The sequence below is a fragment of the Bradyrhizobium sp. SZCCT0231 genome, from assembly GCF_018130245.1.
GTDB lineage: Bacteria > Pseudomonadota > Alphaproteobacteria > Rhizobiales > Xanthobacteraceae > Bradyrhizobium > Bradyrhizobium japonicum_F.
The window spans coordinates 233,853-257,417 of the sequence record NZ_JAFCKP010000006.1; the positions used below are offsets into that span (position 1 = coordinate 233,853).

The 23,565-nt window shown below is 65.4% G+C and carries 24 protein-coding genes; 10 read left to right on the top strand and 14 right to left on the bottom strand.

Annotation, left to right across the window (positions count from 1 at the left end; genetic code table 11):
- Positions 1-35: 35 nt before the first annotated feature.
- The gene (locus tag JQ566_RS17790; RefSeq protein WP_212373955.1) at positions 36-677 is read left to right on the top strand and encodes an OmpA family protein; all 642 of its coding nucleotides are present in this window, start codon (positions 36-38) and stop codon (positions 675-677) included.
- Between the two features lie 54 nt (positions 678-731).
- Here the strand turns inward: JQ566_RS17790 and JQ566_RS17795 are convergent, their stop codons facing one another.
- Complete coding sequence (locus JQ566_RS17795; RefSeq protein WP_349643332.1) at positions 732-1,979, bottom strand: phospholipid carrier-dependent glycosyltransferase; 1,248 nt, start codon at positions 1,977-1,979, stop codon at positions 732-734.
- Between the two features lie 233 nt (positions 1,980-2,212).
- On the opposite strand from JQ566_RS17795, the gene JQ566_RS17800 reads away from it, so the two are divergent.
- On the top strand, positions 2,213-2,914 hold the full coding sequence (locus tag JQ566_RS17800) for a FecR family protein (protein WP_212373959.1): 702 nt from the start codon (positions 2,213-2,215) through the stop codon (positions 2,912-2,914).
- Positions 2,915-2,916: 2 nt separating this feature from the next.
- Positions 2,917-4,074 carry a hypothetical protein gene (locus JQ566_RS17805; protein WP_212373961.1) on the top strand — a complete coding sequence of 386 codons (1,158 nt, stop codon included), beginning with the start codon at positions 2,917-2,919 and terminating at the stop codon, positions 4,072-4,074.
- 116 nt (positions 4,075-4,190) lie between these two features.
- Here the strand turns inward: JQ566_RS17805 and JQ566_RS17810 are convergent, their stop codons facing one another.
- The 5 genes from JQ566_RS17810 to ggt all read right to left on the bottom strand — a co-directional run bounded on the left by JQ566_RS17810 (position 4,191) and on the right by ggt (position 8,042).
- Positions 4,191-4,679 carry a VOC family protein gene (locus JQ566_RS17810; RefSeq protein ID WP_212373963.1) on the bottom strand — a complete coding sequence of 163 codons (489 nt, stop codon included), beginning with the start codon at positions 4,677-4,679 and terminating at the stop codon, positions 4,191-4,193.
- Between the two features lie 35 nt (positions 4,680-4,714).
- A complete protein-coding gene (locus tag JQ566_RS17815; RefSeq protein WP_212373965.1) occupies positions 4,715-5,143 on the bottom strand; it encodes a VOC family protein in 429 nt (142 codons plus the stop codon).
- 128 nt (positions 5,144-5,271) lie between these two features.
- A complete protein-coding gene (locus JQ566_RS17820; protein WP_212373967.1) occupies positions 5,272-5,775 on the bottom strand; it encodes a cupin domain-containing protein in 504 nt (167 codons plus the stop codon).
- A 148-nt stretch (positions 5,776-5,923) separates the two neighbouring features.
- Entirely contained in the window at positions 5,924-6,388 is a 465-nt protein-coding gene (locus JQ566_RS17825; protein ID WP_212373969.1) for an FKBP-type peptidyl-prolyl cis-trans isomerase, read from the bottom strand.
- Between the two features lie 67 nt (positions 6,389-6,455).
- A complete protein-coding gene (ggt, locus tag JQ566_RS17830) occupies positions 6,456-8,042 on the bottom strand; it encodes a gamma-glutamyltransferase (RefSeq protein WP_212373971.1) in 1,587 nt (528 codons plus the stop codon).
- Positions 8,043-8,276: 234 nt separating this feature from the next.
- Between ggt and trhO the strand changes: the two genes are divergently transcribed.
- Both trhO and JQ566_RS17840 read left to right on the top strand, forming a co-directional pair.
- Entirely contained in the window at positions 8,277-9,023 is a 747-nt protein-coding gene (trhO, locus tag JQ566_RS17835; RefSeq protein ID WP_212374124.1) for an oxygen-dependent tRNA uridine(34) hydroxylase TrhO, read from the top strand.
- Positions 9,020-9,238: a SlyX family protein gene (locus JQ566_RS17840; RefSeq protein ID WP_212373972.1), complete on the top strand. Its 219-nt coding sequence runs from the start codon at positions 9,020-9,022 to the stop codon at positions 9,236-9,238. The genes trhO and JQ566_RS17840 overlap by 4 nt, the downstream gene beginning before the upstream one ends.
- Positions 9,239-9,394: 156 nt before the next feature.
- Here the strand turns inward: JQ566_RS17840 and JQ566_RS17845 are convergent, their stop codons facing one another.
- Positions 9,395-11,296 (bottom strand): diguanylate cyclase, encoded by a 1,902-nt coding sequence (locus tag JQ566_RS17845; RefSeq protein ID WP_212373974.1) that lies wholly within the window; start codon positions 11,294-11,296, stop codon positions 9,395-9,397.
- Between the two features lie 174 nt (positions 11,297-11,470).
- Entirely contained in the window at positions 11,471-11,686 is a 216-nt protein-coding gene (locus JQ566_RS17850; protein ID WP_212373976.1) for a hypothetical protein, read from the bottom strand.
- A gap of 106 nt (positions 11,687-11,792) precedes the next feature.
- On the opposite strand from JQ566_RS17850, the gene hemE reads away from it, so the two are divergent.
- Complete coding sequence (gene hemE, locus JQ566_RS17855; RefSeq protein WP_212373978.1) at positions 11,793-12,827, top strand: uroporphyrinogen decarboxylase; 1,035 nt, start codon at positions 11,793-11,795, stop codon at positions 12,825-12,827.
- A 169-nt stretch (positions 12,828-12,996) separates the two neighbouring features.
- Here the strand turns inward: hemE and hemC are convergent, their stop codons facing one another.
- From hemC to JQ566_RS17870, 3 genes are read right to left on the bottom strand one after another with little or no spacing between them, the layout of a single operon-like run.
- On the bottom strand, positions 12,997-13,977 hold the full coding sequence (hemC, locus tag JQ566_RS17860; protein WP_212373980.1) for a hydroxymethylbilane synthase: 981 nt from the start codon (positions 13,975-13,977) through the stop codon (positions 12,997-12,999).
- A gap of 25 nt (positions 13,978-14,002) precedes the next feature.
- The gene (locus JQ566_RS17865; protein ID WP_212373982.1) at positions 14,003-15,628 is read right to left on the bottom strand and encodes a GMC family oxidoreductase; all 1,626 of its coding nucleotides are present in this window, start codon (positions 15,626-15,628) and stop codon (positions 14,003-14,005) included.
- A gap of 52 nt (positions 15,629-15,680) precedes the next feature.
- The gene (locus JQ566_RS17870; protein ID WP_212373984.1) at positions 15,681-16,271 is read right to left on the bottom strand and encodes a TetR/AcrR family transcriptional regulator; all 591 of its coding nucleotides are present in this window, start codon (positions 16,269-16,271) and stop codon (positions 15,681-15,683) included.
- A gap of 99 nt (positions 16,272-16,370) precedes the next feature.
- Between JQ566_RS17870 and JQ566_RS17875 the strand changes: the two genes are divergently transcribed.
- Positions 16,371-16,736: a nuclear transport factor 2 family protein gene (locus tag JQ566_RS17875; protein ID WP_212373986.1), complete on the top strand. Its 366-nt coding sequence runs from the start codon at positions 16,371-16,373 to the stop codon at positions 16,734-16,736.
- Positions 16,737-16,747: 11 nt separating this feature from the next.
- Here JQ566_RS17875 and JQ566_RS17880 read toward each other — a convergent pair whose 3' ends face one another.
- Complete coding sequence (locus JQ566_RS17880; RefSeq protein WP_212373994.1) at positions 16,748-17,692, bottom strand: hypothetical protein; 945 nt, start codon at positions 17,690-17,692, stop codon at positions 16,748-16,750.
- A 363-nt stretch (positions 17,693-18,055) separates the two neighbouring features.
- Here JQ566_RS17880 and JQ566_RS17885 point away from each other — a divergent pair, with 363 nt between their 5' ends.
- From JQ566_RS17885 to JQ566_RS17895, 3 genes are all read left to right on the top strand, one after another.
- On the top strand, positions 18,056-18,616 hold the full coding sequence (locus tag JQ566_RS17885) for a TetR/AcrR family transcriptional regulator (RefSeq protein ID WP_249139527.1): 561 nt from the start codon (positions 18,056-18,058) through the stop codon (positions 18,614-18,616).
- A 66-nt stretch (positions 18,617-18,682) separates the two neighbouring features.
- Positions 18,683-19,543, top strand: a complete 861-nt coding sequence (locus JQ566_RS17890) for a DMT family transporter (RefSeq protein ID WP_212373996.1) — start codon at positions 18,683-18,685, stop codon at positions 19,541-19,543.
- A 171-nt stretch (positions 19,544-19,714) separates the two neighbouring features.
- Positions 19,715-21,676 carry a putative bifunctional diguanylate cyclase/phosphodiesterase gene (locus JQ566_RS17895; RefSeq protein WP_212373998.1) on the top strand — a complete coding sequence of 654 codons (1,962 nt, stop codon included), beginning with the start codon at positions 19,715-19,717 and terminating at the stop codon, positions 21,674-21,676.
- 141 nt (positions 21,677-21,817) lie between these two features.
- On the opposite strand, the gene JQ566_RS17900 is transcribed toward JQ566_RS17895, so the two are convergent.
- Both JQ566_RS17900 and JQ566_RS17905 read right to left on the bottom strand, forming a co-directional pair.
- Entirely contained in the window at positions 21,818-22,798 is a 981-nt protein-coding gene (locus tag JQ566_RS17900; protein ID WP_212374000.1) for a PDR/VanB family oxidoreductase, read from the bottom strand.
- An 11-nt stretch (positions 22,799-22,809) separates the two neighbouring features.
- On the bottom strand, positions 22,810-23,562 hold the full coding sequence (locus JQ566_RS17905) for a GntR family transcriptional regulator (RefSeq protein WP_212374002.1): 753 nt from the start codon (positions 23,560-23,562) through the stop codon (positions 22,810-22,812).
- Positions 23,563-23,565: the final 3 nt, after the last annotated feature.

The following is a 23,565-nucleotide window of genomic DNA, read 5'->3' on the forward strand; positions in this document are numbered from 1 at the left end:
AAATCGCCATCAGGCGTAACAGCGAGGATCCGACAATGACCCGTTTTGATAAGTTCTTTGGACTGAAGGCGATAACTCTCTCCGCAGCCCTGTCGATGACGGCGGGCCTTGCGCTGGCCGGCGACAACAACATCTCCGCCGGCCAGATCGTCGATGCACTGAAGCCGAAGCCGGCGACCCGCGGCCTCTCCGTCGGTCCCCAGGCCGACACGACCGCGCAGGCCAAGGAAGCGAGCTTCCTGAACACCGTGCGCAACCGCTCGACCCGCTCGCTCTCGACGGGCGAGCGCGAGCAGATCGCCGAGTTAGCTGCGACCAAGCCGAAGATCGATCTGGAGATCCAGTTCGACTACAACTCGGCCGACATCGCCAAGACGTCGGTGGCCTCGGTGCAGGCGCTCGGCAAGGCCCTGTCCGATCCGGCGCTCAAGGGCTCGACCTTCGTGGTCGCCGGCCACACCGACGCGATCGGCGGCGAAGAGTACAATCAAGGGCTCTCCGAACGGCGCGCCGACACCATCAAGAAGTACCTGATGCAGAACTACGGCCTCAACGGCACCGATCTGGTCACCGTCGGCTACGGCAAGACCAAGCTGAAGGATGCCGCCAACGGCGCCGCCCCGATCAACCGCCGCGTCCAGGTCGTGAACATGGACACCAAGACCGCGGCGAAGTGACTCGCGGTCGTCGGGCCAAACACGCCGCCTGCCGCAGCCCGGCAGGCGGCGATGTCATATCCAGCTTTGGAACAGCATCAGGCGGCCGAAAGTTCGCATGGACGTGCCGATGAACGCTGCGGAAATCGGCAGCATGATCGCAAAACCGGCCGCGGCGACGCCGACATAAGTCCACAGCAGCCAGCGCGGTAGCCCATCCCGGCGCAGCACATAGACCAGCGCCAGGGACGCCGCAGTGGCGGCCGGCAGATAGTAGTAGAGGAAACCCAGGGTGCGCGGCAGCAACGCCCAGGCGAGCCAGGGACCGAAATAGAATGCCGCGATCAGGAACGCGTCCCAGCGCCGCGCGACGATGAAATCCCGCAGCACCACGACGAGCGCGAGAAGCGCCGGCCACGCAACCAGCGGATTGCCGAGGAAGACGATCGCAGCGACGTTCTCCTCTGCGGTCTTGTCGAACAGGAACCACACCGGGCGCGCGAGCAACGGCCAGGATGGCCATGCGCTCATATAGGTGTGGCCGGCGATGGCCGTCGTGGTGTTGTCAGCAAAGATCCGCCGCTGCGCCTCGATCAAATCCGGCAGCGACAATCCGTAGAGCGGGACGAAGGCGGCAAGATAAGCCACCGCCGGCAGGACGGCGAAGCAGAGCGCGACATGATGCAGCTTCAGGCCCGGCCAAAGCTCCGGCCGATACCAGTCGTCCGGCTCCGCGTCGGAGAACAGCGTATGCCAGCCCTGCATCAGGCGGATCAAGGCAACAATGACGATGCAGACGCCGAGCGGAAACAAGCCGCTCCATTTGCAGGCCGCGGCACAGCCGAACAGGCTGCCCGCGAGCGCAAACATCGCCTGCGGCCGCTCTCTGCGAAAACCATGCATGAAGGCGGCGGTCGCGAGCAGGCCGAAGCCGAGCGCAAAAATGTCCAGCATTGCGATGCGCGCCTGCACATAGACCATCTGGTTGAAACCGGCGATCAGCGCCGCCGCGATCGCGGGCCCTTGCGCGGAAAACAGCGCGAGGCCGCACAGATAGACCGCGACGATCGCCAGCGCGCCGAACACTGTCGCGGGATAACGCCAGCCAAGCGCGTTGTCGCCGAAGGTTGCGATCGATGCCGCGATCAGCTCCTTGGCCAGCGGCGGATGCATCGGATTGAGCATCGGCTGCGACATCACGGGGGCCAGCATCTGGCGCGCCGCCGGCACGTAATGCACCTCGTCGAAGACGAATTTTTCCGGCGTGGTGAGACCGATCAGCAGCGCCAGATGGGCAACCAGGAAAATCGCGACAGCAATCACTGCGCTCGGCGACAGCTTTGGAGCTGCAGGCGATTCAAGCGTCTTTGGTGGGGCTGTCTTGCGTGGCAAATCTGCTTCACCGCGGAGGAAAATATACTGGTTCTGGTCATTGAACGCATTCTGCCGCAACTGTCACTAAGCATGACGCACGTCCCGCGCCGCTTGTGATAATTCCGCCACATCAGAAGCGCGCGCGATCCGGTACGATCAGGGACACATCGATCGGTTGCGAAATGAATTTGCGTTTTTGGCTTTTCCCCACATTGCTCACGGCCGCAATCTGCGCGGCGTCCGGCGCTAAGGCGCAGACGCGCGTCGGCGAGGCCGTCGTGATCCGGAACGAAGTGGTGCGGGTCGCCGCGACCACGACGCCGATCAATGTCGGCGACAGCATGCTGCGCGACGAGACCGTGCGGACCGGCGCCGACAGCGCGGCGCGTTTCGTGATGGCCGACAGCACCAACCTGTCGCTCGGGCCGAGCGCAACGCTGAAGCTCGACCGCACCGTCTTCAACGACGAGCACAGCTATCGTGACGTCGCGATCCGCATGACCACCGGCGCCTTCCGCTTCGTCACCGGACACTCCGACAAGGCCGCCTACAAGATCACGACGCCGCTCGCGACCATCGGCGTGCGCGGCACCACGCTCGACATTCTCTCGCAGCGCGGGCGCTCCGTCGTCGTGCTTCAGGACGGCGCGGCCAGCGTCTGCACGAAGAGCTCTCAGTGCGTGCAACTCACCCAGCCCGGCGACACCGCTATCATCACCTCGACCGGCGGCAAGGTGAGCATCACCAAGACCAACACGCCGCCCTGGACCTTCGCCGCCAACTGCGCCGCGAGCGCCGGGTTATGCGCAGTCAACCAGTACGCCGGCGCCCCGCCGACCATCACGCCCGCCGTCCAGGACGACGGCATGCTGTGCGGGCGGTGACGATGACAAAGTTCAACGTCCGGCACCTCGTCCTTGCCGCTGCGCTGACCGCAACTGCGGCGTTTGCGCTTGTCACGTTCAATGCCCGCCCGGCGGCTGCGCAGGCGTCGGAGTGCGGGTCCGGGTGCGGTGAACCAAATCCCGGCCCGTCTCCGACTTATTCTCCGTCGCCGTCTCCGTCACCCACTCCGACTCCCTCCCCGTCGCCGAGCCCCTATCCGTCCCCCTCGCCCAGCCCGTATCCGTCACCCAGCCCGACGCCGACCGGCGCGGGCTCCAGCGGCAATTCGATCGGCGGTCTCGCGGGTCAGCGCTTCAACCAGATGATCACCAACCGGGTGCTCGGCACGGTGCTGCTCGGCGTCAACGAGCAGATCAATTGCAGCGACTGCATCAGCGCGTTCGGCTCGGCCGGCTCGTTCTCGGCCGGCATCCACGGCCGCAAGGAGCTGACCAACAATCTGTCGCTGCTCGCCGGCATCGCCTACACGCAATACAACGAGGGCGGCTACAAGATCACCAGTGCGCCGATCGGCGCCTTCGCGCTACGCTATGACTTCACCGACTGGGGCTCGTCGCGCCCGTTCTTCGATGTCGGCACCATCCTGACGCCGTGGGAGAAGGCGCGCTACACGCGCAGCTACGACACCAGCCTCGGCCCGGTCAGCGTCACGAGCTCGACCAACGCCTCGAACTACGCCGTCTACGGCCGCGCCGGCTGGATGAGCCGCCTCTCGCCGCGCGACGAGGTCGCGGCCTCGATCGAGGTCTGGCAGCTCTGGCAACGCGTCTCCGGCTATACCGACAGCGCAGTGGCGTTCAATCCGTTCGGCGCCAGCATCGCTGATGGCACCGACCGCACCAGCCTCGTCAAGATCGGCGGCCAGTGGACGCATCTGTTCGGCAGCAACATCGAGACCAACATCAATGGCGGCTGGGTGCAGTCCTTCGCCAGCCACAGCGGCATTGTCGCCACAGTGACCGGCCAGGGCGTGGTGGTGCCGACCATGGGCAACCAGGGCTGGTTCGAATATGGCGGCCGCCTCGGCTTCCGCGTGCAGAAGGGCTGGATCGTGGACCTGTTCGCCAACGGCACGCTGGGCCCACAGCCGGTCGGCAACACCATCCACGGCGGCGTGGGGCTGAGGATCAATTATTGAGACAGTTTCGTAGGGTGGGCAAAGCGTAGCGTGCCCACCGCTTCTCTCTCAACAGGAGACAATGGTGGGCATGGCGCAAACGCGCCTTTGCCCACCCTACGGCACCTGTGCTGGTGTCACGCCGCCGACTTGCCCTCGAACGCCCGCCGCAACACCTCGACGTCCAGCTTCACCATCTTCATCATGGCCTGCATTGCGCGCGCGGCTGCGGCCTTGTCCGGGCTCGACAGGAATTCGAACATCACCTTCGGCACCACCTGCCAGGCCACGCCCCAGCGATCCCTCAACCAGCCGCATTGTTCCTCCTTGCCGCCATGGGCGAGGAACGCGTTCCAGACGCTGTCGACCTGGGCCTGGTCGTCGCAATGGATCATCAGCGAGATCGCGTGGGTGTATTCCATCTTCATGCCGCCATTGAGTGCGACCAGCGGCTGCCCGGCCACGGTGAACTCGACGACGAGCACCGAGCCTTCCTTGCCGGAGGGGCCGTCCGAAACGTTGCGCTGGACGTGCGTGATCGCTGAATTCGGGACCAGCGAGACGTAGAATTTTGCAGCGTCCTCGGCATCGCCGTTGAACCACATGCAGGGCACGAGCTTGGGCATCGTGAATACTCCTCTTCAGGTCTTCCGGGCTTGGATCAGGCGTTCGCCATGTCGGGCTGCAGAGGCGCGGCCGAAAGATCCATCCAGTTCACGCCCCACATATGTCCATCGGGATCCTCGAAGCTGCGGCCGTACATGAAGCTGTATTCGTCCTTGGGGCCGGGATCGGCCACTCCGCCCGCAGCCTCGGCCCTGGCGACGATATCGTCGACATCGCTGCGGCTGTCCGCGGACAGGCAAAACAGCACCTGGTTCGAGGTCTTGGCATCCGCGATCGGCTTCGGCGTGAACTGACGGAATTTGTCGTGGGTCAGCAGCATGGCGAAAATGGTCTCGGAAAAGACCATGCAGCTCGCCGTCTCGTCGCTGAATTGCGGGTTCTTGACCGCGCCGACCGCCTCGTAGAAAGCGGTCGCGCGCTTGAGGTCGGTCACCGGCAGGTTGACGAAGATCATCTTAGGCATCGGAAGCTCCTTGGCGGGGTTCTGCCCAAGGACGGACGGCCAGGCCGCCATCCGACACCGCTTCCGACAAATTTTTGGACCCCGATCTGCGGGGGGTCTGTCGCACCGCCCCCCGCCCCTGAAGAGTCTTACTTCTTCTCGTTGGGATCGCGGTGCACCGGGTCGATCCACAGCACGGTCTCGGGCTTCTCGACCGGCTCGATGTCGAGATTGATCGCCACCGCCTCGCCGTCGCTGCGCACCAGCACGCATTCCAACACCTCGTCCGGGCTGGCGTTGATCTCCTGGTGCGGCACGTAAGGCGGGACGAAAATGAAGTCGCCGGGGCCGGCTTCCGCTGTGAATTGCAGGCTCTCGCCCCAACGCATCCGCGCCTTGCCCTTCACCACATAGATGACGCTTTCGAGATGGCCGTGGTGATGCGCGCCGGTCTTGGCGTCAGGCTTGATGCTGACGGTGCCCGCCCACAATTTCTGCGCGCCGACGCGCGCGAAATTGATCGCGGCAGCGCGGTCCATGCCGGCCGTCGACGGCACGTTGGTATCGAGCTGGTTGCCCGGAATGACGCGCACGCCGTCATGCTTCCAGCGATCATGATCGTGGTGGGAATGCGAGTGGTCATGGCCGGTCATGGGACTTGCTTTCTGTTGGTTCCGTGCGCGGCAGGCTAGCCAAAGCCGGCCCGTCGAGCCATACCAAAATCGGAACTCTCACAGTCGCTCCGCGTTGCCCCGAGATTCCGGGTTCGATGCTCGCGCATCGCCCCGGAATGACCTTCGGTCACTTCACCGCGAGCAATTCCACGTCGAACATCAGCGTCGCGTTCGGCGGGATCACGCCGCCGGCGCCGCGGGCGCCGTAGCCGAGCTGCGGCGGGATGATCAGCGTGCGCTTGCCGCCGACCTTCATCGAGGCGACGCCTTCGTCCCAGCCGGCGATGACGCGGCCCTTGCCGATCGGGAATTCGAACGGCTCCTTGCGGTCGACGGAGGAGTCGAATTTCTTGCCCTTCTGGCCGTTCTCATAGAGCCAGCCGGTATAGTGCATCACGCAGGTCTGACCGGGCTGCGGCGAGGCACCGGTGCCGACGGTGGAGTCGATGATCTGCAAGCCTGAAGCTGTGGTCATGGTCTTTCCTGCGGTCTGGGCCGAGGCCGTGGTGGAAACAAAATGCGACACGCTGGCGATCACGGTGATCGCCAGTGCCGACATCAGGGCGAGGAGCACGCGCTGGAAACGCTGCATAGGACACCTTCCGTTTGAGGCGGGAGGTGTCTAACGCAATGAGGGTGACGTTTCCAGCCCCGGCCGCTCAATAGCCGAGCGCGCAGCCGTCCTTGCGCGGATCGGAGCCGCCGGTGAGCGTGCCCTTCTCCCAGTCGATCCAGATCGCCTGAGCGCCGCCGAGCGGGCCGACCACGCTGGTGGTCTTGTGGCCGAGCTTCTTCAGGCCTTCGACGATGTCGGCGGGAACACTGTCCTCGAGCTGATACTGGCCCTCGTAATGCAGGCCGCGCGGCATGTCGATCGCCTCCTGCACGTCGCAGCCGTAGTCGAGGATGTTGGTCAGCAGACGAGTCTGGCCGGTCGGCTGGTACTGGCCGCCCATCACCGCGAACGACATCGTGGAACGGCCGCCCTTGGTCAGCAGGCCCGGCATGATCGTGTGCAGCGGGCGCTTGCCGCCTTCGATGCAGTTGGGATGGCCGGGCTGGATGCGGAAGCCGCCGGCGCGGTTCTGGAACAAGACGCCGGTCTTGTTGGAGACGATCGCCGAGCCGAAGGAATGCGCGACCGAATTGATGAACGAGCAGACGTTGCGGTCCTTGTCCACCACCGTGATGTAGATGGTCGAGGGATTCATCGGCGGCGCGACATTGGGCAGGTCGAGCATACCGTCCAAGCGGATCTTGCTGATGTACTCGTCGGCAAAGCCCTTCTCGAGCATCTCGGCGACGTTGATCTTCATGTGGTCGGGAGAGGCGACGTGCATCTCGCGGTTCATGTAGGCGATGCGCGCGGCTTCGGCCTCGAGATGGAAGCGCTCGACGCTCACGGGCGCGTACTTGGCCAGGTCGAAGCGCGACAGGATGTTGAGCATCAGAAGCGCGGTGACGCCCGGGCCGTTCGGCGGGCACTGCCAGACGTCGTAGCCCTTGTACATGGTGCCGATCGGCGTGGTCACTTCGGTCGTGTGCGCGGCGAAATCGTCGAGCGTGTGCAGGCCGCCGATGCCCCTGAGGGTCTCGACCATGTCCTCCGCGATCGCGCCCTTGTAGAAGGCGTCGCGGCCGTCCTTGGCGATCGCGCGCAGCGTCTTGCCGAGCTCGGCCTGGCGGATGACGTCGCCGGCCACCGGCGGCTTGCCGCCCGGCAGCAGGTAGCGCACGGTGTTGGTGCCAGCCTTCAGCTTCTCGAACTGGTTCTTCCAGTCGAAGGCGATGCGCGGGGCGACGACATAGCCCTCCTCGGCCGCCTTGATCGCGGGCTGAAGCAGGCGGTCGAAGCCGAACTTGCCGTGATCGCGTAGCACGGTCGCGAAGGCGTCGATCACACCGGGGATCGAGACCGCATGCGCCGAGGTCAGCGGCACGGAGGCGATCTTGCGCTCGAGATACCAGTCGGCATTCGCCGCCTTCGGGGCGCGGCCGGAGCCGTTATAGGCGATGATCTTGCCCTCGCCGCGCGGCTGGATCAGCGCAAAGCAGTCGCCGCCGATACCGGTCGACTGCGGCTCGATCACGCCGAGCACGGCCGAGCCCGCGACCGCGGCGTCCACCGCCGTGCCGCCCTCGCGCAGCACCTCGATCGCGGCCAGCGAGGCCTGCGGATGCGAGGTCGCAACCATCGCGTTGGTGGCGTGGACCGTGGACCTGCCGGGGAAATGGAAGTTTCTCATCGAATTCTTGCTCTCGTTAGGCTTTCTTGAGGCTTTCTTGGCCGTGGCTGCGCGCGCCGCGCCGTCTCGGAAAAACCGGGTCTACATGACACATTCCGGCCGGTCGGGGCAATGCTGGCATACCAGGGAAATGGCTGCCATCCGCTGGGCGTATAGACCTTTTGCAGGCGCTCGCGATGCGGGTTTTCCGGGCGCCGGCCGCCTGCTAAACGGGCGGCCATGATTTCCGAGAATATGGCTTACAAGGTCTGCGCCTTCTATCAATTCGCCGCCCTGCCCGATTACCGCGAGCTGCGCGAGCCGCTGCGCGCGTTCTGCGCTGGCCTTGCGTTGAAAGGTAGCGTGCTACTGGCCGAGGAGGGCATCAACGGCACCATCGCGGGCGCGGCCGAGGCGATCGACACATTCGCCCGCGAGCTCGCGCACGGCGACCTGTTCGGCGGCCGGCTGAACAATCTCGAATTGAAGTTCTCGACTGCGGCGGCGATGCCGTTCGGCCGGCTCAAGGTGCGGCTGAAGAAGGAGATCGTCACGCTGGGCGATGCGGCCGCCGATCCGACGCGTCAGGTCGGCACCTATGTCGATGCGCGCGAATGGAACGCGCTGATCGGTGCCCCAGGCACGCTGCTGCTCGACACCCGTAACGCCTTCGAGGTGGCGATGGGGACGTTCGAGGGCGCGGTCGACCCTGAGATCAAGAGCTTTGGCCAGTTCAAGGACTTTGCCGCAGCCAGCCTCGATCCGGCCAAGCACCGCAGGATCGCGATGTTCTGCACCGGCGGCATTCGCTGCGAGAAGGCGAGCGCGCATCTGCTCGCACGCGGCTTTGCCGAGGTCTATCACCTCAAGGGCGGCATCCTCAAATATCTCGAGGAGGTGCCGGAGACGGAGAGCCGCTGGCGCGGCGAATGCTTCGTGTTCGACGAGCGCGTCGCGCTCGGCCACGGTTTGCGGGAACGGGACAAGGACGCGGGCACGTGACGAATGAGATCAAGACGCTGAGCGAGCGCATCGACACGCTGGAGACGCGCCTCGCCTACCAGGACGACACGATCGAGACGTTGAACCAGACCATCACCGCGCAGTGGAAGCAGATCGACACGCTGACGCGGCAGATCGCGCAGCTCAATGAGCGGCTGCAGGAGGCCGAGGCAAATGCATCGGGGCCTGCCAACGAGCCTCCGCCGCATTATTGAATGCTTGTCCCCCGGGCGCAGCGCAGCGCGCTTTGCGATGCGCTGCTGAACCGGCGCCCATCATTGCGGCGAAGAAAGAGCTGGGTCCCGGCTCGGCGCCGCATCGTTTCACGCTGCGTCGCGTCCGGGACATGATGGCTCTCAGGTCGACAGCTCTTACTGTCCGGACGCCCTGGGCAGCAGGTTCGTGACCTCGCCGGACATCACCAGGTGGTCGCGGCCTGCGTCCTTGGCGGCGTAGAGCGCCCGGTCGGCGGCTTCGACCAGCGAGGCCACGCCCGCCGTGCGCTCCAGCGCCGGCCGGCAGGTCGCGCCGCCGACCGAGGCGGTGACGCACCCAGCCGCCGGATTGGTGCGATGAATGAGGCCGGCCTCGTGAATGGCGCTGCGGATCCGCTCGCCGACCAGAGCGCAGCCGGCGGTATCGATGTTCGGCAGCAGCACGGCGAATTCCTCGCCGCCATAGCGCGCCGCCAGATCGCCGGCGCGCTGCGCTTCGGCCGCGATGATCTTTGCGATCCGGCGCAGGCAGGCATCGCCCGCGGGATGGCCGTATTCATCATTGTAGGCCTTGAAGTGGTCCACATCGATCATCAACAGACCGAGGCTGGAGCGGTCGCGGTAGGCCCGCGCCCATTCCTCCTTCAGCCGCTCGTCGAAGCGGCGGCGATTGGCAAGGCCAGTGAGGCTGTCCTCGATCGCAAGCGTCTCGAGCCTGGTTTCCAGCTTCTTGTGCTCGGTGATGTCGCGGGAGATCGCGACCACGCCGTCGATGCGGCCACTGTCCTTGCGCGTCACCCGCATGGTCGATTCGAGCCAGACTTCGCCTTTCTGCCGGTGCGAGTTGCGGTAGGTGACGCGCGCCTCCTCCTTCTCACCGCGCTTCATGGCGTCGACGATCGCCTGGACCTCCGGCAGGTCCTCCGGATTGATACCCGCAAGCGCCGGCGTGCCGATCAGCTGATTGGGGCGCCAGCCGACGATGCGGACCGAGGAGGGCGAGACGTAGCGCAGCCGCTCATCGAGCCCGATGCGGGTCACCATGTCGCTGGAGCCTTCGGCGAGCAGGCGGAAATGCGCCTCCTTCTCGACCAGCGCGACGGCCATGTGCTGGCCCCGGTGCAACTGCCGCACCAGCACGCCGCCGATGATCGCGATCAGCATCACCAGCGCGAGAACATAGAGCATGCGGGAGATTGCCGCGGCGCGCCAGGGCGCGAGCAGCTCGTCCTTGTCGACGGTGGCGAGCAGGAAGAACGGATAGCGGTTGCTGCGCTTGAAGAAGCTGACGCGTTCGGCGCCGTCCAGCGGCGACTTGAAGTGATAGGCGCCGCTCGGCCGTTGCAGGCTCGGGTTGCGAAACAGCGGCTTGTCGGCGACGCTGCGTCCGACGAATGTCTCGTTGCTCGGGTAGCGTGCGACGATCAGGCCGTCACCATGTGTCAGCGCTACGGAGCTGTTGCGACCGATCTCGAACTGCTCGTAGAAATGCGAGAGATATTTCGAGCTGATGGTCGCGAGCACCACGCCGCCGAAGCTGCCGTCCTGCTTGTTGAAGCGGCGTGACAGGGGGACGACCCATTCGCCATCGAGCAGGCTCTTCACGGGACCGCCGACATAGGCCTCGCGCTTCGGCGAGAGCTGGTGATATCGGAAGAACGCATCGTCGCTGAAGGTCGAGCCGATCGTACCGGGCGAGGTCAGCCAATTGCCCTTATCGTCGATGATGGCGAGGCTGTGGATGCGCGCGATCGCCTTCTTGCGCGCTTCCTGCACGGTGCCGAGCTTGGCGATCGTGGTCGGTCCGGTGCCATCCATCTCCAACCGGCTGACCACGCCGACGACGCCGGAGTCCAGAAGATCGAGGCTGTCCTCGGCATGCTGTGTCAGCGAACGGGCGACGTTCGCCATCTCCGTCTCGGCACCCTTGAGCACCGCGTCGCGTGCCGCCCATTCGCGCCAACCGCTGACGCCGAGGATGGTCGTGCAGGTCAGCACAACGAAAGCCGCCGCGCGCAGCGGCAGGCGGCTCCATCCAGCTCTTTGGGTAGCGCTCATGTGGCAGAATTCTCCGATCGTTTCGGAAACTCTGCCGCTTCTCTTAGAAAACTCTGAAATCACTACCGGAATACGCGGCGATCTCCCCGGTTTCCAGTAGTCTTACGGACGCCGGGATCAGCGCATCGCTAACAAGACATTAGCGAACCTATCGGAATCCGGCGCCCCTCGCTGCTAGCTGAAGATGGCCTTAACCTTGTGCCAGAGCGAGGGATGCTCGGCATCGGCATCGGCCTTCGAGGGCGTCGGCTGCGCGGCGCTCACGGGATCGGAAGCTGGGAACGTGTCCCTCAGCCCATCGTCGAGCTTGGCGTTGCGATCGGCAGCGAGTCCTTCGTGCGGATCGACGGCGTGCTTGTCGTGCGGGGCGGGATTGAATCTCTCAGCCATGATCTCCTCCTTTGGCTGGTCAACGCGACCCGATCGGGCTGGTTCCCCTGTTCCGCTGAGCGCCGGGGCGGTGTATCAGGAGCCGTAACCTTCTTCAGGACCATTCGTGCCCCAGTCTTCGACGAAACCTTTCATCGACGTGCTCTCCGGCCAGCGCCAGACCGTCCCGCCCATGTGGATGATGCGCCAGGCCGGCCGCTACCTGCCGGAGTATCGCGAGGTGCGCGCCAAGGCCGGCGGCTTCCTTGATCTCTGCTTCAATCCGGAGCTTGCCGCCGAAGTCACGCTGCAGCCGATCCGCAGATTCGGCTTCGACGCGGCGATCATCTTCTCCGACATTCTCGTCGTCCCCTATGCGCTCGGTCGCTCGGTGCGCTTCGAGGTCGGCGAGGGCCCGCGGCTCGAGCCGCTCGACGATCCAGCCAAGGTCGCAACGCTGTCGCCGCAAGCCGATCTGGGCAAGCTTCAACCGGTGTTCGACGCGCTGAAGATCGTGCGCGGCGCGCTCGATCCCAGGACCGCGCTGATCGGCTTTTGCGGCGCGCCCTGGACGGTTGCGACCTACATGGTCGCGGGCCACGGCACGCCGGACCAGGCGCCGGCCCGGATGATGGCCTACCGGCATCCCGAGGCGTTCTCCAAAATCATCGACGTGCTGGTCGACAGCTCGATCGACTATCTGCTGGCGCAGCTCGCTGCCGGCGCCGATGCCTTGCAGATCTTCGATACCTGGGCCGGCGTGCTGCCGCCCGCCGAGTTCGCGCGTTGGTCGACCGAACCGACGCGGCGCATCGTGGAGGGCGTGAGGGCCAAGGTGCCGGATGCGAAGATCATCGGCTTCCCCCGCGGCGCCGGCGCGCTGCTGCCGGCCTATGTCGAGGCAACCGGCGTCAATGCGGTCAGCATCGACTGGACCGCAGAGCCGGCCTTCATCCGCGAGCGCGTGCAGAGCAAGGTCGCGGTGCAGGGCAATCTCGATCCGCTGGCGCTGATCACAGGCGGCGCCGCGCTCGACCGCGCGGTCGATGACGTGCTGGCCAATTTTGCGCAAGGGCGGCTGATCTTCAACCTCGGCCACGGCATCCAGCCGGAGACGCCGATCGCCCATGTCGAGCACATGATCCGGCGGGTGCGGGGCTGATTTTTCGCCCCTTCGGGCGCGGCAAAAGAAAAACCGCGAAAACAACCCCATGCACAGTAGCCAAGTCATTGAAAACTTTGGGCTGGCATGGCCCATCCCGCGCGTTTGACCCGTCGGGCAAAACAGGGGCATAATGCTATCATTGCCCCCATGAGAAATTGGTGAGAGTCTAGCGCGGCCGGCTGCGCTCGATGATCTCCGCTGCACCCTTCGCCAGCAGATCGAGACCCACCGCACGGCCGAGCTCGCGCGGGCGGTTGGCCGGCCCGGTGCGCGAGGCTTCGATGATGGTGTTGCCGGAGAGGTCGAGCACGGAGGCGGTGAGCGACATCTGATCGCCGGCGATGGTCGAGAAGCCCGCCACCGGCGAATTGCAGTGACCGTTCAGCACCCACAGCACCTCGCGCTCGGCATCGGCGGAGGCGTGCGCAGAGGCGTCGTCGATCGACGACAGGATCTGCCGCGTCTGCCAGTCCTGCGCGGCGCATTCGACCGCAACGATGCCCTGCCCCGCCGCGGGCAGCATCTCCGCCGCGGTGAATTCGTAGGCGATGCGATCAGCCAGACCAACGCGGTCGAGGCCCGAGCGCGCCATGATCAACGCATCGGCCGGCCCCACCGCGCCGCCATCCGGCAGGCGCTGCTTCTCGCCATTGTCGAGCTTGCGCACGCGGGTGTCGGCGGCGCCGCGGAAGTGGATCACTTCCACCTCCGGGAACAACCGCCGCGCATAGGCGGCCCGGCGCACCGCGTTGGTGCCGATCTTGAAACCTTTGCCACGGGATTGGCGCAGCGCCTCCAGCGTCACGCCGTCGCGGAGCACCAGCGCATCGCCGGGCGGATCGCGCGACAGCGTGGCGCCGATGACGAGGCCGGGCGTGTCCTCGTTGCCCGGCATGTCCTTCAGCGAATGCATCGCCGCCTGCAATTCGCCCGACAGCACGGCGGCGCGGATCTGCGCCACGAAGGCGCCGCCCTTGCCGCCATGCGGCAACAGCTTGCTGGTCTGGTCGAGATCGCCCGTGGTGTCGAACTTGACGATCTCGACATCGAGACCGGGCACGGCGGCGGTCAGGCGGCGCGCGATCTCTTCCGTCTGCGCCAGCGCCATGGCGCTCTTGCGGGTGCCGATCCTGAATCGCGTAGCCAAGTCCAGGTCCTTTCGTGAGGCGCGTTTATCGCGCATCCTCCAATATCATGTCCGAGGCCTTTTCGGCGATCATGATGATCGGCGCGTTGGTGTTCCCCGACACGAGGTCCGGCATGATCGAGCCATCGACGACGCGAAGGCCGTCGAGCCCCCTCACCTTCAGCCGCCGATCGACCACCGCGAGCGCGTCGCTGCCCATACGACAGGTCGAGGTCGGATGGTAGATCGTGCTGCCGCGCTCCCGGCAATAATCCAGAATCTCGGCATCCGTGGATACCTTCGCCCCGGGATCGTACTCGTCGACCACGAACGGCTTCATCGCCGGTGCGTTCAATATTTTGCGCAGGATCTTCAGGCCCTCGACGTTGGTGGTGCGGTCGGTATCGGTGGACATGTAGTTGATCCGGATCTCCGGCGGCACGGTCGGGTCGGCGCTCCTGATGCGCAGGGAGCCGCGGCTTTCGGGACGGAGCTGGCACACCGAGGCGGTGAAGCCGGAGAAATCGTGCAGCTTCTCGCCCATCTTGTCGGTCGAGAACGGCAGGAAATGGACCTGGATGTCGGGCGAGGCGAGCCGCGGGCTGGTCTTGAAGAACGCGCCCGCCGTGCCAGCCGCAATCGTCAGCCAGCCCTTGCGGAACAGCGCATAGCGTGCGCCGGCCATGGTGCGGCGGAGCGGATTGTTGACGGTGTCGTTCAGCGTGATCTTCTGCGAACAGCGCATCACGATGCGGACCTGCATGTGGTCCTGGAGGTCGTGACCGACGCCCGGTGCGTCCAGCACCACCTCGATGCCGTGCTTGCGCAGGAGATCGGCCGGGCCGACGCCGGAGAGCTGGAGCAGCTGCGGCGAGTTGTAGGCGCCGCTCGACAGCACGACCTCCTTGCGCGCCCGCGCGCGGCGAACCTGCGCCCCTTGCCGGTATTCGACACCGACGGCGCGACGTCCCTCGAACAGGATGCGCTGGCCGAGCGCGGACGTCTCGATCGTCAGATTGCTGCGTGTCTTCGCGGGGCCGAGATAGGCAACGGCCGTCGAGGCGCGGCGGCCGTTGCGCGTCGTGGTCTGGAACAGGCCGACGCCTTCCTGCGTCGCGCCGTTGAAATCGGGATTGTAGGGCAGACCGGCCTCGACCGCGGCATCGATGAAGGCTTTCGACAGCGGATCGGTCACGATCATGTTGGACACCGGCAGCGGCCCGCCCGTGCCGTGATACTGATCCGCACCGCGCGACTGGTTCTCGGCCTTCTTGAAATAGGGCAGCACGTCGTCATAGCCCCAGCCGGTGTTGCCGAGCTGGCGCCAGCGGTCGTAGTCCTCGTGTTGGCCACGGACGTAGAGCAGGCCGTTGATCGAGCTCGACCCGCCCAGCGTCTTGCCGCGCGGCTGGAACACCTGGCGCCCCTTCAGCTCGGGCTCCGGCTCGGTCTGGTACATCCAGTTGACGGTCTTTTCCTTGAACAGCTTGCCGTAGCCGAGCGGAACGTGGATCCAGATGTTGGAATCCTTCGGGCCGGCCTCAAGCAGCAGCACGCTGTGCTTGCCGTTCGCAGAGAGCCTGTTGGCGAGCACGCAGCCGGCGGAGCCGGCGCCGACGATGATGTAGTCGAATTCGGGATCTGACGGTGCGAGGGCGGAATTTGCGTTCATGCGCTACTGTTCTTTTTGTTGGTGTGGCGTTTCCGGTTCGTCACTAGCACAATCATGCTTTGACGCGCAGCGCCTCGACCAGCGACCTGAACGCACGGGCATATTCCGCACCTGCTCTTGCGATATCGGTGCGCCCGGCGCAGGCGACCGCGGCTTCCGTCACCGCGCCGAGCAGCAGACGCGCCAGCGGCTCGACCGGCTGCCGCACGATCAGGCCCGCCTCCATCGCAGCGGAAAGCGCGCGCGGCATCTTGCCGCCAAAGTGCTGCGCGTCGATCTCGCGCCAGCGCTCCCAGCCGAGCACGGCGGGGCCGTCGCGCAGGATGATCTGGCCGGTCGGCCCCTTCGCGGTCGCGGCGAAATAATGCTGGGTGCCGGCGACCATCGCGGCGAGCACGTCCTTCTCGGCCCGCGCGGTACGGTCGATCTCGGCGACGAGGTCGCGCGAGACCTGGTCGAACACGGCTGCGAACACCGCCTCTTTGGTTTTGAAATGATGATAGACCGCCCCCTTGGCGACGAAAGCGCCTTCCGCAATCTCATCCATCGTGGTGGCGGCGAAGCCTTGCGTCCCGAACAGGCGGCGCGCCGCCGCCAGGATCGCCTCCGATGTTGCTGCCCGCCGCTCCGCCTGTTTGGCCATGTGTCTCGTCTAGTCGAATTCTACCCGGGCGGCCAGTTGACTTTTCGACTATCGGTCGGTAATTACCGACTGTCAGTCGGTTTTAATTGTGAGGTCGCCATGCCGAGCCGTGAGATCGTCGAAGCCTTTGCCAAGCGCCTGGAGGATGGCGACTTCGTCGGCGCGATCCTCGACTACTACACCCCTGATACCGCGACCTATGAGAACCTCGCCGCGCCCGTGGTTGGGCGCGACAAGCTCGCGGACAAGGAGCGTGGCGTGCTGGCCGCGTTCAAGAAGGTCACTGCCGTGCGCCTCGGCCCCAGCCTGATCGATGGCGACGTTGTCGCCAGCCGCTGGAAATTCTCCTTCACCAACGCCGAGGGCGTGACGCAGACGCTGGAGGAGATCGCGTGGCAGACCTGGCGAGGCAATGAGATCATCGAGGAGCGCTTCTTCTACGATCCGAAGCAACTCCGACGCTGAGCGGGAATGCCCTATCGGTACAGCATGACCACGACCAGGCCGACGAGAGGCGCAAGAAACTGAACGGCCTGCCACCGAGAGCCATCGATCGACCAGCGTCCGTAGAAGACGGTGCCCCCGCGTTGGGATGGCGACGCCGGCTGATCCCGAAATGCCCTCCACCGCGCCTCGGCAGGCCCGAGAAAATCTTCCGGCTTGACCGCCATGTCGGCGCTGCTCAGCACCACCTGCATCATCTCGCCTTTCGGCTGGAACATGGCCTCGAACCCGGGTGGCGCGAGGAAGCCCAGCTTCGGGGCGATGTGCTGCTCATAGAAATCCTGACCGACCGTGACGGCCGCAGCATATGGACTGACGTACGGCACCCCCGAGATGCCGGGAACCACGAGATGGCCCACCCCGCGCACCTCCTGCCAGGGAATGAAGAGACCCTTGAGCCAGGGCCTGTGAAAGTGGATGCCCGTGGCAGACATGGAGACGACCGCCCGATCCGCGTAGAAGTGCCGGTAAGCTGAAAACGCGATCCATCCGAAACCCAGATAGAGCAACATCCAGCCGAAAACGTTCAGCGATGGGTTCACGAGATGAGTCCAATAGTGACTGCGCATCGTGCCGACATAGCTGGCGCCGCCGGTCGACCCGCTGACCATCAGGCTGATCCCACCGATGAGGGCAGAGACGATGATCAGGACCAGGAGGCCGATAAATAATTCGAGAAGCAATGGCAGGCCGGACCGCCCGATCAGGCTCGTCAGTGCATAGCCTGCGAACGCCAGAGCCAGCAGGGCCAGATAGACGAGGGCCAAAACGGCTCCATTCTGGCCACGGCTCTCGGCGTGAAGCGCGACCGCAAGGCCGGCGACGCAAGCCCAAATGGCCCATGGGACCCGGTCCATCCGCCACTTGTCCATCGTGTATTCGACCGTTGCCGACACATCGGCTGAAGGCTCGCTCATGGACAGGCCCTCGGGATTTCGAATGCATCCAGTGCCGACCGCGGGCGCACGGTGGCCTGGCCGGTTCACGAAGCGTATCACGCGATCGAGGGGGCGTCTCGATCCCGCCAGGTGCGCAAAAGCCGATCGAGGAGCCGCTCTTCCGGGAGCGGGAGCCGCTCAGGCCTTGATGCGAGACGCTGACGCGCCTCAGGCCGGACCTTGGCGCGACTCCCATTCGGAAGGGCTGAAGATCCATCCGGAGCGCGCAGCGCGCAAGTCCCGTGCGTCGCTTGCCATTTAAGGACTGATCGGTCTATATATATCGGCATGAGGCAGACAACCCCAGCGCGGCTGCCCCGTGGCCGGCCGCGAAGTTTCGATATGGAAATCGCCGTCGAGCGCGCGATGGAGGTGTTCTGGTCGCGTGGCTATCATGCCACGGCGCTGCCCGACCTCCTTCGTGCAACGAGGTTGTCGCGGGGCAGCCTCTACGCCGCTTTCGGTGACAAGCATTCGCTGTTCTTGCGCGCGCTTGATCGCTACATCGCGGATGCCTTGAGGCGTATGGAAGGGGAATTCGATCCTGGCAACGATCCGGTGGCGGGCCTGCGGGCCTACCTTGCCGGCTACGTCGAGCGCACCAGCGGGAGCAACGGCCGGCGCGGATGCCTCTTGGTTGCCACAGCCATGGAATTGGCCGGCCAGGATGCCGAGGTGGGTCGCCGCGTTGCGAGCTTCTTTAAGGCCATGGAAGCCAAGGTGACGGATGCACTGTCCCGCGCGAAAGCGGCCGGCAAGTTGGCCGACGGTGTCGAGCCCGCGATCGCCGCCAACATTCTCGTCTGTTTCGTCGAAGGACTGCGTGTGGTCGGCAAAACGGCTCCGGCACGGATCGCATCGCAAGCCGCCGCCGACGCTCTCGTCGGCCGCTTCGTGAAGTAATCCCATGGATGCCTTGGCATATCGGCGCATCCATATTTGGACCGATCGGTCCTGAAAGGGTGCGCCATGTCTGGCATCCAGATCGTTTGCGCCATCGCCGTTCCCATGATCTGGGGATATCAGTTCGTGGCCATCAAGGTAGGCGTCGCGGAGTTTCCGCCGCTGTTCTTCCTCGCATTACGCTTTCTGGCTATCGCAGTGCTGCTTGTTCCCTTCGTCGATAGGCCCACGCGTCGACAACTCGGTCCTGTTGCGGCCATTTCGCTGTTCCTGGGCGGACTGAATTTCGGGCTCTTCTATGTCGGCCTTGGACTCGGCTCGGGAAGCATGTCGGCCGTCGCGTACCAGCTCGCCACGCCCTTCACCATCCTGTTGTCCTGGCCCATTCTGGCGGAGAGGCCGTCTCTCGCCACCTCTGCCGGAGTCGTGCTTGCATTCGTGGGCGTGACCGTGCTCGCGGCGGAGCCGGGCCTGTCGACCAACCTGATTCCGCTGCTGCTTGTGGCTGGTGCCGCTTTTGCCTTCGCGGTGTCCAACGTCTTGACGAAGCGTTACGGCCCGTTTGATCCCTTGATGCTGATGGGGTGGTCCTCGCTGCTCACGGTACCGCAGGTCATGTTGATGTCGCTGCTCCTTGAATATGGACAAGCGGCGAGCCTTGTGACGGCGGGCGAACTTGGCTGGCTGGCGCTCGCCTACACGATCTTCGTGGGGGGAATGCTCGGGTTTGGCCTCTGGTTCTGGCTGATCGCCCGTTGCTCGATGGTGCGCGTCGCGCCCTTCGGTCTGCTGCTTCCGGTGTTTGCCTTGCTTTCGAGCGTACTGTTTCTCGGCGACCGACTCACGCCCAAGCTGATCGTCGGCGGACTGCTCGCGATCTCCGGGGTCGCCATCACCCAGCTGAGACCGCGCCCTCGCCCCGTATGATGTCCGGCCTGTCGGGCATTTGTATCGATTTGTTATCGATACTGCGTGACGAACACGCAGAAGTGGTCGCGGCCAGCGCGGCAAACGGGGATAATTCATAGTTCGTCAAAGGTTTGCGACGAATTCTCCAGATCGAGCCGAAAAGAACGGCCCGTGCTGCTAGGCTATTGAATGCGGACTCAAACGACCAGCTATGTCGCGCGGCTGTTCGCCGGCGATCTGTCGGCGTTCGGCGGTCCCGCAACCGACGAGGCCGTGGCCGGGCATATCCGGGCCGAACAGATGTCGCTCGTGCTCGGCTATTCGGTCGGCATCATGCTCGCCAATGCCTGCAACGCCATCGTGCTCGCCATCGCGCTGTGGCCGTCGCCGGACAGGATTCCCGCCCTGATCTGGGCGGTGGCTGTCGCCGGCGCCGCGATCGGATTCGGCCTGCAATCCCACGCCGCGCGCCGCATCACCAAGCCGCAATTCGTCTCGCGCCGCGCCATGCACCGGCTGGTGCGCAACGCCTTCATCCTTGGCTCCGCCTGGGGCATCGTCCCGGTCGCCTTCTTCGCCGACGCCTCGACCGGCGGCCAGCTCGTCATCACCTGCCTGTGCTCGGGCATGCTGGCCGGCGGCGCGCTGGCCTTCGCCACGATCCCGATCGCGGCCATCGCTTTCACGGCCCCGATCTTCCTCGGCATCGCCATCTGCCTCGGCAGGAATGGCGATCTCGCCTTCCTGCTGATCGCCTTTCTCGTCGTGGTCTATGGCAGCGTGCTGCTGCGCGGCGTGTTCGTCAATTCGTTCTCGTTCGCGCGGCGCGTGATGCGGCAGATCGAGGCCGAGCGCACGGTGCGGCAGGACCCGCTGACGCAACTGCCCAACCGCTTCGCCTTCAACGAGACGCTCGATGCCGCGCTGAAGCGCCTTGCGCTCTCGGGCGAGGAGTTCGCGGTGCTGCTGCTCGACCTCGATCGCTTCAAGGAGGTCAACGACAAGTTCGGCCACCCGGCCGGCGACGAATTCCTGGTGCAGGTCGCGGGCCGCCTGCAGCGCTGCACGCGCGCAGCCGAGCACGTCGCGCGCATCGGCGGCGACGAGTTTGCGCTGGTGATGGCCAATCTGGCGCGGCCCGAGGATGCGCTCGAGATCGCCGAGCGCTTCGTCGCGGCCTTCGACGAACCCTTCCAGATCGAGGGCCGCCAGATCGTCGGCGCGACCAGCGTCGGCATCGTGCTGGCACCGCGCGACGGCAGCACGCCGCTCGATATCATGAAGAACGCGGACGCTGCGCTCTATCGCGCCAAGAAGGCGGGACCGGGCACGGTCTGCTTCTTCGAACAAGCCGACGACAGGCTGTCCCGCGATCGCAAGGCGCTGCAAGCGGACCTCGAAGGTGCCATTGCGCGGGGCGAGCTGTTCCTGGTGTTCCAGCCATTCCTCGATCTCGGCACCAACCGGATCACCGGCTTCGAGGCGCTATTGCGCTGGCACCATCCTTCGCGCGGGCTGGTGCCGCCGAGTGAATTCATACCAGTCGCGGAGGAGACCGGACTGATCCACGAGATCGGCGAATGGGTCATCCGCCGCGCCTGCGCGACGCTGGCGGATTGGCCCGAAGACATCAGGGTTGCCGTGAATTTCTCCGCGTCGCAGTTTCACAACACGGCCATCCTTCAGACCATCGTGCAGGCATTCGCCGATGCGAAAGTCTCCCCCAACCGGTTCGAGATCGAGATCACGGAATCGATGCTGCTGTCGAAATACGGCTCGGCCGCGTCGATCCTGAACGCGCTGCTGCAACTCGGCGTCACCGTCGCGCTCGACGATTTCGGCACTGGGTTCTCATCGCTGACCTACCTGCGCAAGCTGCCGTTCAGCCGGATCAAGATCGACCAGTCCTTCATCCGCGACATGCTGGTGCAGCCGGACTGCACCGCGATCGTGAAGTCGGTGATCTCGCTGGCGCGCGACCTCGACATCAACGTCGTCGCCGAGGGCGTCGAGACCGCCGACCAGCTCGAATATCTGCGCCAGATCGGTTGCGACGAGGTGCAGGGCTATCTGATCAGCCGGCCGGTGGCTGCGGATGGGGTGATGGCGCTGCTGGAGACGAAGAAGCTTCGGGCGATTTACGCGGCGTAGGACTCTACGATTGATCCTTCGTAGCCCGGATGGAGCGGAGCGCAATCCGGGACGAGTGTGCGCCGGAGCGACACCGCCCCCGGATTGCGCTCCGCTCCATCCGGGCTACGATCCGTCCCAAAATTGCCGGGAGGGCGCGCCTCAAACCGCATCCGCCCGCAGCAGCGTGTCCACCGTGATGGTGCCGCGCGCGCGCGAGACGCAGGCGCAGATCTTCTGGTTGCTCTCTTTCTGATGGTCGCTGAAGAAGACGTCGCGATGGTCGATCTCGCCGTCGACCTCGACGACGTCGATGGCGCAGAGGCCGCATTCGCCGCGCTTGCAGTCGAACATCACGTCATGGCCGCTGGCGTTGAGCACGTCCAGCATCGAGCGCTCGCGCGGGATCTCGAGCTCGATGTTCGTGTCCTTCAATCGCACGCGAAACGTTTCGGTCGGCAGCGTGCCGCTGGAGCCGAAGGTCTCGTAGCGGAGATCGGCGAGCGGATGGCCGGCGCCGATCCAGGCGTGACGGGCGGCATCGAGCATCCGCATCGGGCCGCAGAACAGCGCCAGCGCGCCTTGCGGCAATGAGGCGAACAGCGCGTCGAGATCGAGCCGCCTGCCTTCGTCGCTGGCATGAACGACGAGGCGGTCACCAAGCATCGCGGCGAGGTCGTCGAGATAGGCGGCCTCGCGGCGCGAGCGTACGGCATAGTGCAGCGCGACATCCGCCCCGCGCCGCGCCAGCGCCTGCGCGGCGCCCAGGATCGGGGTGATGCCGATGCCGCCGGCTATCAGGCAGTAGTTTTCGCGCGCCCAGTCCACGGCGAGCAGCGAGGCGGGCTGGGTGATGTCGAGCCGCGCGCCCGGCTGCAAGGACCACATGTAACGGGAGCCCCCACGGGAATCCTCGGCGCGGCGCACCGCAATTCGAAGGCCGTGCGAAGAGGCCTCGCCGACCAGCGAATAGGACCGCGTCTCCGGCTGGCCGTCGATGGCGACGCTGACATTGATGTGGCTGCCGACCGGATAGGCCGCACCGTCGAACCGATCCGGCTTGATCAGGAATTCGCGGATGCCGGGCGCAAGGTCGCGCGTCGAGACGAGCGTCGCCGGGATCCAGGTTTCGATGAAGCGCATGGTGACGGCCCTCAGTCGGTTGCGGTCTTGATCAGCGCGAGCGCCGGCAGGAGATCGAGATGGGTCCGGTTGCGCAGCGCAAGCCGCAAATTGCGCACCGCGAGCCGCGCATGCTCGCGCATGACGGCCTCGGCACGGGCGCCTTCGCGGTTCTCGATGGCGTCGATCACGACGCGGTGGTGCTCCTGGGCGATGATCAGGATCTGCTGCGCCTCGGGCAGCGCCGACTGCGCCATCACGAAGCCGCTCGGGGACGCAAACGGCAGTGCCGAGGCGCGGTCGATCTGCCGGATCAGGGGCGGGCTGCGCGACAGCTCCGTGAGCTGTGCGTGGAAGCGCGCATTCAGCGTGACATAGGACGAGAAGGCATCGACCGAGATCGGCACCTGCCGCAGCAGCTCGTCGATCGCAGCCAAGCACTCCTTCAGAGGCTCCAGCTCGCGCGCGGAGACGCCGCGCTCGGCGGCAAAGCGCGCCGCCAGGCCTTCCAGCGTGCCGCGCAGCTCGATGGAATCGGAGATGTCGCGCTCCGAGAACGCCTTGACCATGAAGCCGCCGGAGGGGATCGCCTCCAAGAGGCCCTCCTCCTCCAGCCGCACCAGCGCCATGCGCACCGGCGTGCGCGAGGCGCCTGTTGTCTCCACCGCCTGAAGCTCGGAGATGCGCTCGCCGGGGCGTAAAGACCCCGACAAGATCTGGTCGCGCAGCGCGAGCTGCGCCTTCACGGTCTGCGAGACGGAGCGGTCGATCTCACGCTCGGCCATGCT

What these genes read in the sequence shown, in the direction of transcription:
- JQ566_RS17790 (WP_212373955.1), top strand. Translation starts at nt 36, where the DNA reads ATGACCCGTTTTGATAAGTTCTTTGGACTGAAGGCGATAACTCTCTCC.
- JQ566_RS17800 (WP_212373959.1), top strand. Translation starts at nt 2,213, where the DNA reads ATGAATTTGCGTTTTTGGCTTTTCCCCACATTGCTCACGGCCGCAATC.
- JQ566_RS17805 (WP_212373961.1), top strand. Translation starts at nt 2,917, where the DNA reads ATGACAAAGTTCAACGTCCGGCACCTCGTCCTTGCCGCTGCGCTGACC.
- JQ566_RS17810 (WP_212373963.1), bottom strand. Translation starts at nt 4,679, where the DNA reads ATGCCCAAGCTCGTGCCCTGCATGTGGTTCAACGGCGATGCCGAGGAC.
- JQ566_RS17815 (WP_212373965.1), bottom strand. Translation starts at nt 5,143, where the DNA reads ATGCCTAAGATGATCTTCGTCAACCTGCCGGTGACCGACCTCAAGCGC.
- JQ566_RS17820 (WP_212373967.1), bottom strand. Translation starts at nt 5,775, where the DNA reads ATGACCGGCCATGACCACTCGCATTCCCACCACGATCATGATCGCTGG.
- JQ566_RS17825 (WP_212373969.1), bottom strand. Translation starts at nt 6,388, where the DNA reads ATGCAGCGTTTCCAGCGCGTGCTCCTCGCCCTGATGTCGGCACTGGCG.
- ggt (WP_212373971.1), bottom strand. Translation starts at nt 8,042, where the DNA reads ATGAGAAACTTCCATTTCCCCGGCAGGTCCACGGTCCACGCCACCAAC.
- trhO (WP_212374124.1), top strand. Translation starts at nt 8,277, where the DNA reads ATGGCTTACAAGGTCTGCGCCTTCTATCAATTCGCCGCCCTGCCCGAT.
- JQ566_RS17845 (WP_212373974.1), bottom strand. Translation starts at nt 11,296, where the DNA reads ATGAGCGCTACCCAAAGAGCTGGATGGAGCCGCCTGCCGCTGCGCGCG.
- JQ566_RS17850 (WP_212373976.1), bottom strand. Translation starts at nt 11,686, where the DNA reads ATGGCTGAGAGATTCAATCCCGCCCCGCACGACAAGCACGCCGTCGAT.
- JQ566_RS17865 (WP_212373982.1), bottom strand. Translation starts at nt 15,628, where the DNA reads ATGAACGCAAATTCCGCCCTCGCACCGTCAGATCCCGAATTCGACTAC.
- JQ566_RS17870 (WP_212373984.1), bottom strand. Translation starts at nt 16,271, where the DNA reads ATGGCCAAACAGGCGGAGCGGCGGGCAGCAACATCGGAGGCGATCCTG.
- JQ566_RS17875 (WP_212373986.1), top strand. Translation starts at nt 16,371, where the DNA reads ATGCCGAGCCGTGAGATCGTCGAAGCCTTTGCCAAGCGCCTGGAGGAT.
- JQ566_RS17880 (WP_212373994.1), bottom strand. Translation starts at nt 17,692, where the DNA reads ATGAGCGAGCCTTCAGCCGATGTGTCGGCAACGGTCGAATACACGATG.
- JQ566_RS17885 (WP_249139527.1), top strand. Translation starts at nt 18,056, where the DNA reads ATGGAAATCGCCGTCGAGCGCGCGATGGAGGTGTTCTGGTCGCGTGGC.
- JQ566_RS17890 (WP_212373996.1), top strand. Translation starts at nt 18,683, where the DNA reads ATGTCTGGCATCCAGATCGTTTGCGCCATCGCCGTTCCCATGATCTGG.
- JQ566_RS17895 (WP_212373998.1), top strand. Translation starts at nt 19,715, where the DNA reads ATGCGGACTCAAACGACCAGCTATGTCGCGCGGCTGTTCGCCGGCGAT.
- JQ566_RS17900 (WP_212374000.1), bottom strand. Translation starts at nt 22,798, where the DNA reads ATGCGCTTCATCGAAACCTGGATCCCGGCGACGCTCGTCTCGACGCGC.
- JQ566_RS17905 (WP_212374002.1), bottom strand. Translation starts at nt 23,562, where the DNA reads ATGGCCGAGCGTGAGATCGACCGCTCCGTCTCGCAGACCGTGAAGGCG.